Raw genomic sequence first — 15,697 nt, 5'->3', positions numbered from 1 at the left:
GACCTTTAGCTAGTATTATACACGCTAACTTTATGTGTGCAAGTCAATTGCCTCTTTTTTTAGCACTTTATTTGTGCGAGTGCTAATTCATGAATGGGTGTCGATTAGCAAAAACGTCATGCCTCAGAAAAGCTTGGGCATGACGGATTAACTGACTATTTATTTCATGAAGTGTTGTGACTTAACGTAATGATGACCAGCCGTGATATCGTATTGAACTAACTGATAGTCGTGAAGCAACTGCAGCTTTTTAGAAGAAAGCTGGTGAGCGTGGATGGGGTGACCAGTTGAATCTGTATACTCAGTGGCGGCGTTGAAATTGTTGACAGAACCTTCCTTAGAGCTTGTTGACATGGCGGGCAACTGTTCTAAAAGGTCTGTTTGCAACGCGTAATAGGGCGAAACTTTAGCATTTAGTTGTTTTAAAACTAAGGCCGGAAACGAGTAGGGAGCGACTATCGGTTGATTGACTTTTTGTTTAGCCCCGTGAGCGCGAGCATAGCGATTCGAGTACACAAAGTAGTCGGTTTCGTGCAGCGCTTGACCATCCTTTCGCATCGATAAGCCATCATAAATGCCAGGCAAATGGTCACCATACCAAACTAAAGTGATTGGTCGATCGATTTGATCAAGCTGTTTAATGAACTTTTTGACTTGTTGATCGCTAATTGAGATCCCCTTGGCATAGTTTTCAATCGATCGTTGGCTTGTTTCACTGGCGAAAGCTTGACCAGTCACTTTGAATTGATTGTGCGCGTAATAGTTATCAAAGGGCATGTGATTTTGCATCGTCACCAGATTAATGAACTGACCGTTGACATGGTGTTTCAATTGGCGAAGGGTATTTTGATAAGCGGTTTGATCGGACAGATAGGGATTCGTGCCCACGTGGTGTTGATTAGTGATGGGCGAGGAACTGCCTAAATAGTCAAATTGGTTAAACCCAAACTTTTTATAAACGGTGATGCGATCATATAAATTACCCGTGTAAGGGTGGATGCCCATGGAATAAGGGAAGAGATTATTAAACGCTGGGGTGTAGGCTGCGTTTGGTACGAGTTGCGTGTACGGCGTTGGTAGTGTTGGCGAAAAATTGGTAATGGACAGGCCCGTTAGCGTTTGATATTCCATATTGGCGGTTCCACCACCATATCCTGAGCTCATCATCAAGCCAGCGGTCGTGTCATGTTTAATCGAGGAAATGAACGGAAGCGGGTTATGATTGACTTTGAGCTGCGGTACCCGACGAGGGTCGGAAAAACTTTCGCTCAAATTGAAAATAACGGTTTGTTTGCTGATATCGGTCGTTCGCGTGCGATTTATCTGACGGGCTTGGTGTTGATAGCGGTGGACGAGGCGCGTCATGGTTTGCTTAGAATAGTCAGCCGGTTTAGCCATAATTTTAACGTCGATATTATTTAAAAATTGGATAACTGGGCCGTTGATCTGTGCCCTGATGGTTTGTGAATAGAACGATGGATCATCGCCCATGGTTTTGACAAATTGACCAGGAATGCTAGAGACATGATTGAACTGAATGGGACTTATTAGGATCATTACCCCCACTATTAGTCGACTGATCCGCGATGAAGTGGACAGTGATTGGGTCTGCACGTGGCGGGTTAACCACCAAATAAGGACAATAAGTGCGACCAGAGCGATCGCGGCGAAAATTATAATTTTCTGATCGACCATGGTCAGAATATCTTTATATCCGCTGACCATTAGTACTTCTGAGGGTAAAATTGGTTCAGCCCGCAGTTGGATTTTAATTAGTGTCGCCGTGATCACGAGACCCATTGCGCCAATCGTCAGTACTAATGCAGTCCAGTATTGGTTAAATAGGGCTCGAATGATCGAGTAGATCGTGTAAATAAAAAGTAAGTTAAGCCAAATTAGGGATTGGCGCAGAAAAAAGATGGCTGGCCAGGCTGGTGCCTGATCCGGAACGATCCAAGTGGTCACTGTCCAGTTAGGGTTCATGATGACGATGCTGAAATAACTACAGAAATATAGTGAAACAAAGACAACGATGGGCTGCCAATGACGTTTAGCGAATTGATAAGGATGCTTCGTGTTTTCCAAAAGTTCATTTAATCTGAGCATCATTAATTGACGAAATTGATGGGATCGCTGAACGAGCATTAAAATGCCAACTTCTAACCAGCTGATTACGGCAATGGCCAGCAATAGTAGGATGATCAAAAGCCCGGACCAGATGAGATCGTGGTGTGAAAAGGCTGGTAACTGTTGAAAGATTAATTGTTCGAAACGCTCAGTCACCACCGGACGCGTGGTCAATTCATAGCTGAACAATCCCAATGCCAGACTGAACAAAGGAGATACCGTGGTGGAGCGACTAAAGCGAGTTGCAAACTGAAATGATAGCCGGATTGCTAATGTAAATGTCGCAAGTGTCGCTAGAATGATCAAGGGATTTGTTGCCGTTAAAAAACGCTGAGCAGTTGAAAAATCCTGATGAACAAGTAAAGAGATACTACCCATAGCAACATTTAAGGCAATTTCACCGATTAGTGAAATGACTAACACTAGGGCGCTTTGTTTGAGAGAAGGTAACTTGGCTTCGCGCAAAAAGAGACCGACTGTAGTTAGCAGTAAGCCTGCTGCAAAACTATTTATATTGCTAAAGCTGAACAAATCTTGATTGAACAAACTGGGTAAGATGAGAATTAGCCAAAAAGCCGCAATTAAGGAGGTTCGTTTAGCTATTTTAAATAGGCGAACTAGCCACGTCTGTGACGCAAGAACGATCATCACACCAAGTAGTCCGGGATACAGGTGACGTAAAATGGGCAAACAAACGTCATAAATTAGATTGGCTGACCCTGAGTTGGTTGATCTAAAATAAGCAAAGAGTAATAAGACCCCGTTTAGCAAAGTTAATAACCAGATTTGCATGATGGTTAGCCGTGGTCGATTGTGACTAAAAAAATAGCCAGTGCTGATGAATAAGAGTGGTAAACCAATCAATGTCACGGATCGCAAACCCATGGCAGCTAACCAGTGAAAGGTGAGCTGATTAACCTCTGGGCCAAGAAATCGCCCATTATTACCGAAGATGACCCAGTTGGCTAAAATTAAAATTGTCGCTAGCAATATTGTCAACCCCGGCTGAAGCCCATTTATTGTCGCGGTGTTTGTCCGGCGTTTGAATTGATAATCTTGCAAAATAGACCCCCTACTTGTGAACAAAGGACACTTATATAGTTAACCAGTATAGACTATTTTTAGGCGTAGCAAAACTGACTTAATTATCGAAACAGTGGGAAGCCGGATGAAGCAATCGGCAGGCCATCTTGAGATGACTTAAGCCAAGTTGAGAACTAACGACGATTGTCTTAGTCACAGGTTTGTGAAATAATTTAATTCGTGCCTAAAGCCGATCGTGAATGAGGTTACTTTGGGTTGAATTATTTTAAGTCATGATCGACCATCAAAGGAGTTCGTCTAACATGGTTTTTACCTTTGCAAAAAAATCGCGAGCTAAGTTATATCTAGGTTATGTTGGCTGCTTTATCCTGTTTTGTTGTTTAACGTATGGGGTTAATTTAGCATTCGGCTACTCACTCATCTCGACGCATGACGTCCTTCATCAACATGTGCCGATTATGATCAGCTATCGAGAAATATTGCTCAACTGGTGCCAGCATTTAAGTGCTGGGCCAACTCAGTGGTCCTGGCATATTGGCTTGGGTGCTGACGTGTTTCAGACTTTTTCCTACTATATAATTGGCGATCCATTTGCCTATTTAATTTTGTTGTTTAATAAAGCTCACTTGTTGTTAGGCTTTCAAGCGATTGGTTTGGTTCGCGTTTTTTTTGCCGGGTTAAGCTTTACTTACTTTGCCAGCCACTTTGATTTAAAACGTTGGACAATTTGGCTTGGCGCCATGGTTTATCTGAGCAGTGGATTTGCCATTTATGCGAGTTTGTTTCAACCCTTTTTTATCAATGCGTTGATTTTATTGCCATTATTGATAACGAGCATTGAAGCAGTCCTACAAGGGCGAACTGCTTGGGGATTTGGCTTAGTCGTCTACTTTGCCGTAGTGGCCAATTTTTATCTGGCTTTCATGTTAGCCGTGGGCGGTATTGTTTATTTGAGCTTACGATGGGTCGAATTGCCCTCGCCATTCAGTCGTGTATGTTGGCTTAACTTTGGTCGGCTAGTGATTAGCGGTCTTTCAGGATTAGCGATGACGGCCTGGATCACGTTACCGGAAATCAAGGCACTGCAAAGCTCGCCACGTTTCGATGTTCCTTTTGCCAGTGGCATGCACTGGTATTCGCTACAGTATTATCTAAGTTTGCCGACCGCTTTACTAGGCAATGTTAATGTTGATCCATTTTGGCTCAACACTTTGTCAGTTAATGTACTCTTATTGGTTGTTATTTGGACATTGATTCGATACCGCAAATTTAAACTGGTGAGTCGTGTCTTTGTCCTTACCGGGCTGTTGAGCCTGTGGCCAGGGTTTGCCGCTATTTTAAACGGGTTAACCTCACCATCGAATCGGTGGCTCTTTTTAGTCAGTTTACCGGCCGCTCTGATGACTGCCAAATTTTTACAATCGGTTGATCAGATGACAATGACGGACTGGTTACCCATTTTTAAGTGGTCGGGGCTTGTTTTGGGTGGCATTGTCGTTGCGACACTGATTATGCAAGACCAGGCTGCAACAATTTTGCCGCAAATGGCTTTCTTGATCATTTATGCCGCCATTTTTGTTATGGGGACGATCCGACCAGCGCTCTTGCGGCCCCGCGTGCTTGGTAGTTTGGTGATGCTAAATATTTTTGTAGCCTTCAATTTTGAAAACGCCGCCTATGACATTCATCAATTTTTGCCACAAGGGCAAGCAGCGGCTTTAGTTAAGGCACCATATGGGAGCGCACCAGCAGCACTCACGAATCAACCGACGTTACTAGAAACTAAGCTTTCTACGGCGGAACAACAGAATCAACCAACTTTTAGTCGGGTCAGCAATGTGAGCAATTTCAAGACGACTGCTGGTGGGATGACGGCTAATAATTTTTTGAATAATCAAGCCAATACCAGCTCGTTTTACTCCATTCAAAATGGGGCGGTCACGCAGTTTAGTCGCGATCTATTGAACAATCAACGACAGTTAAACTTACCAGTTCAACAATTTGATGATCGCACACGGATTTTGAATTTCTTAGGTGTTCACACCCTATATGCAAATTCACCACTACCAGATGACACGAATTTACCGGTCAACTATCTGCCTGCTTATGGCGAGACGCCAAGCCTGAATCAATCTTTTTATGGTGTGAACGGTAACGTGTCTGTTTATCAAACGCAGGATAATTTTCCTTTAATGTACTTTCAGCCGCGGGTTATTGATACGAAGACCTATCAACAATTGGACGCTAATGAAAAGGAAGCTAATTTGGCTAACGTCACGGCAGTTAGCGATGTTGCCGGATTAAAGACGACTAAATTAGCCGATGCCCAACTGACTCAACAAGTTGTCGATATTCCTTACCAGATTTACGATCAAAACCAACAACTAGTTACCACTAGTGGGCTCGCAAATACGGATAAAACCGCGACGTATACCATTTATATTCCACATGCAGCTGATTACGCTGGGATGGAATTGCGCGCGATGATTACCGATGTTCATTATGGCGAACCATCCTTAGGCGACCGAATTCAGATTGATCAAACCAATTCGCCCGGTATTAATGGCCAGCTTTCGTCGACTAGTAATCAGACGGCAACTCACGGCGCTTGGGATGCCTTCAAACGTGATGTTAGCAACGGATCACCAAATCAGGCTTGGCGCATTACGCTGGCAAATGGCGATATTACTAATTCTATTAGTCAGATGCCAGAAACTAATTTGAGTGAATATGAACGAACCACTAATGGTATTTTAAATTTAGGCTGGACCAGTAAGGTACCCAATGGCTTAACCATGCAGCTAGGTCAGGTCGGCCAATATTCCTTTAAGTTACAATTGGTCGGTCTGCCGATGAATAAAACCTATGATCGGCAGGTACGAAAGTTACAGCAAAATGGATTGCGACAATTGCGGTTAGGTCACAACCAGGTCACTGGCGTTGTCACCACGACAAAAAAGGGGATTTTAGCTTCTTCAATTCCTTATAGTGCCGGGTGGTCAGCGACCGTCAATGGTAAATCGGTGAAAGTCATTAAATCTGATCGGGCCTTTGTTGCGCTTAAGTTATTACACCCTGGTCGCCAACAGATTACACTTACGTATCGGACACCCGGATTACAGATGGGATGGCACATTAGTTTACTAATTGGTTTGTTGATTTGTCTTGGTGGTTTAGTTGAAGCCATGATCATTAACACAAGAATAAAGCATGGAAAGGTGAATAAAGATGACTGAAGATTACTCAGCCTTATTAGAAGGATTACGTAGTGGTGACCGTCAAGAACTGACGGTTACCCCTGATCAGTTCATGGATTTTCAGCAAGCTTTAATGAGTTATGAATTTCGTCAGCGAATTGTTGGGCAGGCAAGCCGTGGTGGTACCATTACGTACCGCTACGTCACAGATTGATCGGGGGGCTTGCTGTATGGCAAGGCGACTAGGTTATTTTGAACAATATGGATAAGCAGCTAGCTCTTCGACTACAATTTGCTTTAATTCGGACAATAATTTTATCGCGGCTTGGCCTAAATAAATTAGGCCAAAATTCAGGTAAAACAACGTGGCCGTAGCAGTCCGTCGACTGATTGGACCAGACCAATTTGAGAACGCTTACTTTACTAGGCCGAATTGGTTTGGGAATGTTGTCATTTGCAAAAAACATATGCTACTATGATACAGAAGGTGATTGACCAATCGCTGTTTTCACGGCAAAGTAATCCCTTACAAATTTGAGTTTCACAAGGAGATAAGATTATGGAATCTAAAGACTTTCACATTATTGCTGACACAGGTTTACACGCACGTCCAGCAACTTTACTAGTTCAAACGGCATCGAAGTTCTCTTCAGAGATCAACTTGGCCTACGATGGCAAGTCCGTTAACTTAAAATCCATCATGGGTGTGATGTCCTTAGGTGTTGGTAAAGATGCCGACGTAACAATTTCTGCTGATGGCGCTGACGAAAAAGATGCCATTAGTGCAATCACGGACACTATGACAAAAGAAGGCTTATCTGACTAATGACTCAGAAACTTAGCGGGATCGCCGCCAGCAATGGGGTTGCTATTGCGGCGGCTTATATGTTGGTTGATCCAGACCTCACTTTTGAAAAGCGTAACATTACTGACGCTGATGCCGAAAAGAAGCGGTTGCATGAAGCCTTAGACGCAGCAATTGCTGAACTTCAGCAAATCAAAACAGTGGCTGAAAAGAACCTTGGTGCTGATGAGGCGGAAGTCTTTGAGGCTCATATTACGATTCTGGAAGATCCAGAAATGATCGGCCAAATTGAAGGTAAGATTGATAGTGACAAAGTGAACGCGGAAGAGGCCTTGAAAGAGGTTACTGATAGCTTCATCACAATTTTTGAAGGCATGACCGATAATACCTATATGCAAGAACGAGCGGCTGACGTTCGGGATGTGACCAAGCGGGTTATGAGTCATTTGCTGGGCAAAAACTTACCGAATCCTGCTTTGATTGATTCAGAGGTCATCATCGTCGCTCATGATTTGACACCAAGTGACACGGCTCAGCTGAATCGCAAGTATGTCAAAGGGTTTATCACTGACCTGGGTGGACGGACGTCACACTCGGCGATCATGAGCCGTACGTTGGAAATTCCGGCGGTTGTTGGGACAGAAACGGCGACAACCATGATCAAGCAAGGTGACCAAGTTATCGTTGACGGCTTAGATGGTGTTGGCATCGTTTCACCAACTGCTTCTGATGTTGACGCTTACACAAAAAAAGGCGATGACTTCACCAAGCAAAAAGCAGAGTGGGATAAGTTAAAGGACGAACCGTCTGTTTCTAAAGATGGCAAGACCTTTACGATTGCAGCGAATATCGGTACCCCCGATGATGTTGCCGCTGTTAACGACGACGGCGGAGAAGCAGTTGGTTTGTTCCGTTCAGAGTTCTTGTATATGGACAGTTCTGAACTGCCAGACGAAGAAACTCAATTTCAAGCCTATAAAAAAGCAGCCGAAGATATGCATGGCAAACAAGTTGTTGTGCGAACGATGGACATTGGTGGTGATAAGCATCTTGATTACTTGCCATTACCTGAGGAAATGAATCCGTTCTTGGGTTATCGGGCAATCCGTATCAGCTTGGCGCAACCGGACTTATTCCGACCACAATTACGAGCTTTAATTCGCGCTTCTGCTTTTGGCAATATCGCCATCATGTTTCCAATGATCGGTACGGTTGACGAATTCAAGCGTGCCCGGGCCATTTATGATGAAGAACGTCAAAAGTTAATCAATGATGGCGTTAAAGTGGCGGATCATATTGATGTCGGAATGATGATGGAAGTTCCTGCTGCAGTTTTGATCGCTGATAAGTTAGCCAAATATGCTGACTTCTTCAGTATCGGCACCAACGACTTGATTCAGTATTCATTTGCAGCCGATCGGGGTAATGAGCGCGTTTCTTATCTTTATCAACCTTACAATCCGTCCTTGTTACGGCTAATTAAGCGAGTTATTGACACGGCACATGCTGAAGGCAAATGGGCTGGTATGTGTGGTGAAATGGCTGGCGATCAAGTCGCAGTTCCATTGCTAATGGGGATGGGCTTAGATGAATTCTCCATGAGTGCAAGTTCCATGTTACAGACGCGTTCTCTAATGAAACGTCTTGATACGGATTCAACTGCTCAGTTAGTAGAAAAGGCCCTTGATGCTGAGACAAATGAGGAAGTTGCCGATTTAGTGAAAGATTACATGTCACGCTTGAACTAAGTTAGCGCTTAAAAATTTGGGCAAAGCAATTAGCTTTGTTGTTTAACCAAAAAGACCACTGTCACATCAGCTTGTGCTGATGACAGCGGTCTTTTTGGCCTTATTGAGTAAAGCCGAAAATAATGGATAGATCGGCCGCTAGGATTGTATTGATTGGTCTGAAATGACATGCGTAAAAGTTTAAATTTCTCTCATTGCGTTGGCATTGATTGGCGTCCTTATTGTGAATGGGTTAAAATGAATCTAATGGTTTCACTGACTTATTTGCTATCTTAGCGGTCAATCCGTATAATGGTGCTTGTTAATTTTGAAGAACTTCGCAGTAAATTTGTGTATTTAGACGAGAAGGGGGACGCCAGCGTGAATATTGGGATTTTTACCGATACATATTTTCCGCAGGTAAGTGGTGTGGCCACTTCGATTAAAACATTGCGTGATCAATTGGAACAAAATGGCCATTCAGTTTATATCTTCACGTCAACGGATCCTAAAGTTGATAAAGACGTTTACGAACGGAATATTTTTCGTTTTCCATCAGTACCATTTGTTTCGTTTACCGATCGACGCATTGCTGTGGCCGGTGTCTTTCGGGCCTTACAAATCGCGCGAGATTTAAACCTTGACTTGATCCATACACAAACCGAGTTCTCGATGGGCTTGATGGGGAAGTTTATTGCTCACACACTAAAAATTCCTGTATTGCATACGTATCATACGATGTATGAGGATTATTTACATTACGTTGCCAACGGAAAGCTGTTACACCCTCGGCAAGTGAAATCAATGTCGCGAGCATACTTACACGGCGTTGAAGGGGTCGTGGCACCGTCAGATCGTGTGCTAACAACGCTGCGAAGTTATGGCGTTAAAATCCCCATTCGTGTGATTCCGACAGGTGTGAACTTGAGTCAGTATGAGCAAACACCGGTTGATTCTAAATTGCGACAGGAGTTACATTTCGCGGTAGACACACCAGTGTTATTGTCGCTATCGCGGCTTGCCTTTGAAAAGAACATTCACGAAATTATTATGGCGATGCCAGATGTTTTGGCACAACAACCGACCGCCCAGCTTGTGATTGTCGGCGATGGCCCCGCGCGTGAAGATTTACAAACTCAAGTCGCCCAAATGGGTCTAAATGACCACATTACCTTCACCGGTGAAATTAGTAATGACCGGGTCTCTGAGTATTATCATATGGCTGATGTGTTTGTATCCGCTAGTGATTCTGAATCACAAGGACTCACCTATATTGAGGCTATCGCAGCAGGATTGCCAATTGTAGTAATGAGTAGTCCGTACACAGATGAATTGTTAACTTCGCCCACAGTTGGAAAAGTATTTAAACAGCAAAGTGAATTGGTAGCTGATGTAGATGCCTATCTATCTGGGGCAATCGATCTGCGTGACCAGACCGTGCGACAACGTCTGCTCTATGAGATTTCAGCCGATGCATTTGGTAAACGGATTCTCCAATTTTATGCAGATGCTCAGTTAATTTATCAAGAGGACAGCGAGAAATCAGCCAAATTGAGCGATTAATCGTTTCAAACACGCGTACCGGGCTGACGACCAGTCAGTCATTGGTGGGGCGTGTTTTTTCGTTCTTATATCAACACCTTGTTACTTGAATGAAAGAGAGAGTGCAATGCTTCGAATTAATATGTTTTCTGCAGCCACCTCGGTTCCTGGTCAAGGAGTTGGCAGTGCTTATCTAGAACTCACTCAATTGTTAAAGGATCATTTGAGTGATGATTTCAATGTGCGCCTCAATCAGTGGTCACGCGCCGATATATCGCATTATCATACAGTCAATTTTTCTTACTACCTATCCACGTTTTTGCCAGGTCGAGGCGTCAAGATTGGTTACGTTCACTTTTTACCAGAAACTCTAGAGGGTAGTTTGAAATTACCGCCAATTGCTAAATTAATTTTTTATCATTATTTGATTCGTTTTTATAAACGAATGGATCATCTTGTTGTCGTGAATCCAATGTTTATTCCTAAGTTAGAAGCATATGGTATTCCCCGAGGTAAAATTACCTATATTCCAAACTTTGTTTCTCCGGTTGAGTTTCATGAATATACAGCTAGTGAAAAAGCGGCTACCCGCGCGCAATATCACGTAGATTCAAAAAAATTTACGATTCTTGGGATTGGACAGATTCAAGAACGCAAAGGGGTTCGAGATTTCATCAAATTGGCTAAAGACAACCCAGATTTGCAGTTTATCTGGGCGGGAGGCTTTTCATTCGGTCGGATTACCGACGGCTATGCCGAATTGAAGCAAGATGTGGACCAACCACCGGCTAATCTGAGCTTTCCGGGGATTGTTTCTCGTGACAAATTGATTGACTACTACAATATGGCTGATTTGTTCTTGCTACCCTCGTACAATGAACTGTTCCCGATGTCGGTTCTAGAGGCCTTTAGCTGTGGAACACCAGTATTACTGAGGGACCTTGACTTATATCGAGCCATTATCGACGGTTATTACGAAAGTGCGGCAAACGAAGCAGAAATGCAGCATAAGATTAATGGTCTGCGGACCAATCAAGCTGGTTTGCATTATTTGCATAGTCAAGGCTTATTAGCGGCTAGTCAGTACTCGCCAGAACATTTGGCTCATATTTGGCGTCAATTTTATCTTGCCCAAGCCGGTCAACACGGTTGATCAATGTCAGGTTTTAATGACCGGTTGGGACGATAATGTCGCTTATTTAGAAAGGATAAATTATGTCCCGCCGAAATCAAATCGTACTGGTGATCATGGTGATCATTGGTCTGGGCATTTTTGCTTATTCCTTGCGCAATGTTGCCCTCGCGCAGTTAATGCATGACTTAGTGCATATTAATGGTTGGTGGCTGATCTTAGCTGTTGTGTGTATGATCGGCTATCTACTGATTGAGTCGCGAATTGTACAAGTATTTGTCAAAGATCGTATCAAAGGGTTTAGCTTCAAGGATGCGTTGCGGATTCCTCTTATCGAACAGCTCTTTAATGGCATTACGCCTTTCTCAAGTGGAGGACAGCCGGCGCAACTGATTGCGATGATTCAAACCGGGGTTGATGGTGGTCGAGCGAGTTCGGTGCTACTGATGAAATTTGTCGTTTATCAAGCGATGATCGTTATTAACTTTCTAATTGCGCTAGCTATTGGTTTTCAATATTTAGCTGAAAAGCTTCATTACTTAGCCTTGTTCGTTGTGTTTGGTTTTATGATTCATTTAGTAGTTATTTTAGGACTGCTAATGATTATGTTTTGGCACTCATTCACTAAACGGATGGTGAATCTATTGATGCGCCCCTTACGTTGGTTTGTGAAACCAACCCGGTTTGCGACGTGGCAAGTGACGTTAGATCAAAAAATTGATTCATTTTATCATGAAAGTGTGCGAATTAAGTCACAATGGCGATTGATGGTGCATGTGGCATTGTTGACGTTGGCTCAGTTGAGCGTATATTATTTGATTCCATACTTCATCATGCTGTCGTTGGGGTATTCGCATGTCAATATTTTGATGGTTACCGCCCTGCATGTGTTGATTGTGATGGTAATTTCGTTATTCCCCATCCCAGGTGGTGCTGGTGGTGCAGAGTTTAGCTTTGAAGCTTTATTTGCCAGCTACATTACCAGCCGTTCCAAATTAGTGCTTGCGATGATCCTTTGGCGGGTCATTACTTACTACTTAGGGATGTTTACCGGTATGTGGGCTATGGCAATCAAGCCAGATAAAGTAACTGAAGATATAAAGGACTAAGTCGAGTTGAGGACAAACAATGAGTGAAGAAACTAACAGCGTGTTGGAAGACATCATTACCCGGCTTCGCGCGATGCAATTTGATCGTCGTCAAGCAATGCAGACTCGCTATTTTGAACAATTTGGTGTGGTTGTGTGTAAAGTGACCTACAATCGCGACACTGGTATTTGGATGTTGCAGGATGCGCGAACCAAGCCGCCATTTACCTATGATAATTTGGATATGGTGGCGGTGGCCATTTATGACGCATTAACTGAATTTAAAGCCGTTTTCTGATTTTTGTACAGATAAGAATTTATGAAGAACCCCGCCAATATTTGAAATTGGGCGGGGCTTGTTTATAATATTGACTTATTGAGTTTATATGAATAAATATAACGGCCTTAGACGTCAACTTTGACACCTAAGCCGTGGAGGATAAACAGATGGTGAAATTCTTCAATCGGTTGTATGCCAAATTAAATACAACTTTAGGCTTTTTTATTTTGATTACCGTTACATATTGGCTGACAACTTACTTAGCGTATCGCACAAAATTTACGCTTGGGGCTGAGACACCTATTCAGCAGTTCATCATGTTTATTAATCCATTGCCTACAGCCTTGTTGCTATTCGGCATTGCCCTGTATTTCCGGGGTCGGCTTGCCTATTGGCTGATGGTTATCGTTGACTTAATCCAAACGACTTGGCTGTTTGCCAACATTCTATATTATCGTGAATTCTCCGATTTCTTGTCGATTAGCATTGTGAAGGGTTCAGGATCCGTTGACAATAACTTGAGCAAATCACTGGCGGGTATTTTACACGCCACCGATCTATTGGTTTATTTGCACATCGTGATTTTGATCATTCTGCTATTGACCAAATTGATTAAGGTTGATCGACGACCGCTGAAGAAACGTTTTGCCGTGACTATGACAGTTTTTTCTTTAGCATTCATGATGGTCGATTATGGTCTATCGGTTAGAGATCGGTCAGGCTTGTTGACGCGAACATTTGATAATAACTACATTGTTAAGTATTTGGGTTTGAATGAGTATGCAGCGTTTAATGCTTATCAGACACAACAACAAGCCACTAGTCGTGAACGAGCATCTAAATCCGATTTAAAAGCTGTCCAGCAGTATCTTAAAGAAAATCCTGCCGGAGAAAATTTCCAATACTTCGGTAAGGAGCAGGGTAAAAATGTGTTTGTCTTCCATTTAGAGAGCTTCCAACAATTCCTTATTGACTACAAGTGGAAAGGTCAGGAAGTAACGCCTAATATCAATGCGTTTTACCATGATCAAAATACGCTGTCTTTTGACAATTTCTTCCATCAAGTTGCACAGGGAAAAACGTCCGATGCAGAAATGATGATGGAGAACTCTCTGTATGGGCTGCCAACTGGTTCAGCAATGATCAACTATGGCACGTCAAACACCTTCCAAGCAGCGCCGGCAATTTTAGCACAACATGGCTACACGACAGCGGCGATGCATGGAGATGTTCCTAGTTTCTGGAACCGTGGCAATACCTATAAGTCATGGGGCTATCAAGACTTCTTCAGCAAATCCTTCTTCCCCAACGCCAACAAGCCAAGCAATAATGTTGGTTACGGTTTGAAAGATAAAATTTTCCTACGTGACTCGGTTAATTATATTCAGCAACTACCGCAACCGTTTTATGCAAAGGTAATTACTGTTACAAATCACTATCCATACCTATTGGGTAAGAAAGATGCTGATTTTCCGAAGACAGATACCGGTGATAACACTGTGGATGGTTATGTTGTGACAGCTCATTATCTGGATCAAGCTTTTGGCGAATTTATCAATTACCTTAAGAAGGCTGGGTTATACGATAATTCAATGATTGTCGTCTATGGTGATCATTACGGTATTTCGAATAATCATCGTCCGGCGATTGCTAAGTTGTTGGGTAAAAAGTCGGTTAATAACTATGATTTGGCGATGTTCCAAAAAGTTCCCTTCATGATCCACGCTCCAGGAGTTCAAGGTGGTGTTAATCATACGTATGGTGGCGAAATTGATGCGTTACCAACGATGATGGACCTGTTAGGGATTAAGACAACCGGTAATTATATTATGTTAGGGCAGGATCTACTATCTACTCAGCGAAATCAAATTGTGCCTTTTAGGGATGGCAATTTTGTGACGCCACAGTACACCAAAGTAGGCAGTCAAGTTTATGACACAGCAACCGGTAAGCTGATGAAGTTGACTGCGACCCAAAAGGAGCAGGTGGCTGCCGATCAAAATCATGTCAATACGGTTCTAGGTTTATCGGATAAAGTGGTAACCAGAGATTTGTTGCGGTTCTATACACCTGTAGGTTTTAAGAAAGTAGATAAGTCCGATTATGATTATTCAGTGAGCGCCACCAAGAAGCGGCTGAAACAAGAGCAAAAGGAAGATCCAACCAGTGTTCAGGCGAAAAATGGGGGCAAGTCCACACTAAGTGACTACCAAACGGATGCTCCGGAGTTAACAAAATCGAAGTGAATGAAAAAGATTCTGCAGACGCAGGATCTTTTTTTGTTCGGAGTTTTAGTTAACTAGCGTTGCACGATACACGATTTGTCAGGGAGATACCCATAGAATATCGGAACCGTATTGAAAATAACGAACGATTTTTAAATGAGTGGTATTTTTTTCCGGAATCGTCAATTTAACTGTCGCAAGCTGTGAAATGATTTTGCGAATTGTGCTTGACCGGGGTGGGGCGTTTTGCTAAGATAACATATGTTGTCAGGGAGTGCTTGAGCTACTGCGACAGCGGTTCACACGATTCTTGATAATAAAAAAGCTTGACGAGATAATCGCCAAGTGATATATTATGAAAGTTGTCTTGTGGCAACAAAGTAGATCTTTGAAAACTGAACAACGTTTCGACGAATCAAATGTGTAGGGTCTTTGAACTTCGGTTCAAAGCAATACAAATTGTGAAGTCAATTCACTTTATAACCAAGTAACAAAAACAAGAGCTATTTCAAATAACTCATTAATTTGAG

General features: G+C 42.9%; 10 protein-coding genes. 9 read left to right on the top strand and 1 reads right to left on the bottom strand.

The annotated features are described in order from the left end of the window. Positions 1–159 precede the first annotated feature (159 nt). Positions 160–3,189, bottom strand: a complete 3,030-nt coding sequence (locus ACKTR2_RS07340) for an LTA synthase family protein (RefSeq protein WP_407884048.1) — start codon at positions 3,187–3,189, stop codon at positions 160–162. Positions 3,190–3,473: 284 nt separating this feature from the next. Here ACKTR2_RS07340 and ACKTR2_RS07335 point away from each other — a divergent pair, with 284 nt between their 5' ends. The 9 genes from ACKTR2_RS07335 (at position 3,474) to ACKTR2_RS07295 (ending at position 15,188) form a co-directional block, all read left to right on the top strand. Next, complete coding sequence (locus ACKTR2_RS07335) at positions 3,474–6,407, top strand: YfhO family protein (protein WP_407884046.1); 2,934 nt, start codon at positions 3,474–3,476, stop codon at positions 6,405–6,407. Next, positions 6,400–6,582 carry a hypothetical protein gene (locus tag ACKTR2_RS07330; protein WP_407884044.1) on the top strand — a complete coding sequence of 61 codons (183 nt, stop codon included), beginning with the start codon at positions 6,400–6,402 and terminating at the stop codon, positions 6,580–6,582. The genes ACKTR2_RS07335 and ACKTR2_RS07330 overlap by 8 nt, the downstream gene beginning before the upstream one ends. Before the next feature lie 345 nt (positions 6,583–6,927). Beyond that, positions 6,928–7,194 (top strand): phosphocarrier protein HPr, encoded by a 267-nt coding sequence (locus ACKTR2_RS07325; protein ID WP_017261119.1) that lies wholly within the window; start codon positions 6,928–6,930, stop codon positions 7,192–7,194. Next, positions 7,194–8,921: a phosphoenolpyruvate--protein phosphotransferase gene (gene ptsP, locus ACKTR2_RS07320; RefSeq protein ID WP_407884042.1), complete on the top strand. Its 1,728-nt coding sequence runs from the start codon at positions 7,194–7,196 to the stop codon at positions 8,919–8,921. Before ACKTR2_RS07325 ends, ptsP begins: the two co-directional genes overlap by 1 nt. Positions 8,922–9,281: 360 nt before the next feature. Continuing rightward, complete coding sequence (locus ACKTR2_RS07315) at positions 9,282–10,463, top strand: glycosyltransferase family 4 protein (RefSeq protein WP_407884040.1); 1,182 nt, start codon at positions 9,282–9,284, stop codon at positions 10,461–10,463. Between the two features lie 106 nt (positions 10,464–10,569). Beyond that, the gene (locus tag ACKTR2_RS07310; protein WP_407884038.1) at positions 10,570–11,595 is read left to right on the top strand and encodes a glycosyltransferase family 4 protein; all 1,026 of its coding nucleotides are present in this window, start codon (positions 10,570–10,572) and stop codon (positions 11,593–11,595) included. Between the two features lie 62 nt (positions 11,596–11,657). Next, a complete protein-coding gene (locus ACKTR2_RS07305) occupies positions 11,658–12,683 on the top strand; it encodes a lysylphosphatidylglycerol synthase transmembrane domain-containing protein (RefSeq protein WP_407884036.1) in 1,026 nt (341 codons plus the stop codon). Between the two features lie 19 nt (positions 12,684–12,702). After that, positions 12,703–12,960, top strand: coding sequence for a DUF1797 family protein (locus ACKTR2_RS07300; protein WP_407884034.1), 258 nt, complete (start codon positions 12,703–12,705; stop codon positions 12,958–12,960). Positions 12,961–13,109: 149 nt separating this feature from the next. Continuing rightward, positions 13,110–15,188 (top strand): LTA synthase family protein, encoded by a 2,079-nt coding sequence (locus tag ACKTR2_RS07295; RefSeq protein ID WP_407884032.1) that lies wholly within the window; start codon positions 13,110–13,112, stop codon positions 15,186–15,188. Positions 15,189–15,697 lie beyond the last annotated feature (509 nt).

The sequence above is a fragment of the Furfurilactobacillus curtus genome, assembly GCF_045862785.1.
Taxonomy (GTDB): Bacteria; Bacillota; Bacilli; order Lactobacillales; family Lactobacillaceae; genus Furfurilactobacillus; species Furfurilactobacillus curtus.
Note: the sequence above shows the minus strand (reverse complement) of the source record. Positions and strands in the feature narration are given on the sequence as shown.

What these genes read in the sequence shown, in the direction of transcription:
- ptsP (WP_407884042.1), top strand. Translation starts at nt 7,194, where the DNA reads ATGACTCAGAAACTTAGCGGGATCGCCGCCAGCAATGGGGTTGCTATT.
- ACKTR2_RS07325 (WP_017261119.1), top strand. Translation starts at nt 6,928, where the DNA reads ATGGAATCTAAAGACTTTCACATTATTGCTGACACAGGTTTACACGCA.
- ACKTR2_RS07335 (WP_407884046.1), top strand. Translation starts at nt 3,474, where the DNA reads ATGGTTTTTACCTTTGCAAAAAAATCGCGAGCTAAGTTATATCTAGGT.
- ACKTR2_RS07295 (WP_407884032.1), top strand. Translation starts at nt 13,110, where the DNA reads ATGGTGAAATTCTTCAATCGGTTGTATGCCAAATTAAATACAACTTTA.
- ACKTR2_RS07300 (WP_407884034.1), top strand. Translation starts at nt 12,703, where the DNA reads ATGAGTGAAGAAACTAACAGCGTGTTGGAAGACATCATTACCCGGCTT.
- ACKTR2_RS07305 (WP_407884036.1), top strand. Translation starts at nt 11,658, where the DNA reads ATGTCCCGCCGAAATCAAATCGTACTGGTGATCATGGTGATCATTGGT.
- ACKTR2_RS07330 (WP_407884044.1), top strand. Translation starts at nt 6,400, where the DNA reads ATGACTGAAGATTACTCAGCCTTATTAGAAGGATTACGTAGTGGTGAC.
- ACKTR2_RS07310 (WP_407884038.1), top strand. Translation starts at nt 10,570, where the DNA reads ATGCTTCGAATTAATATGTTTTCTGCAGCCACCTCGGTTCCTGGTCAA.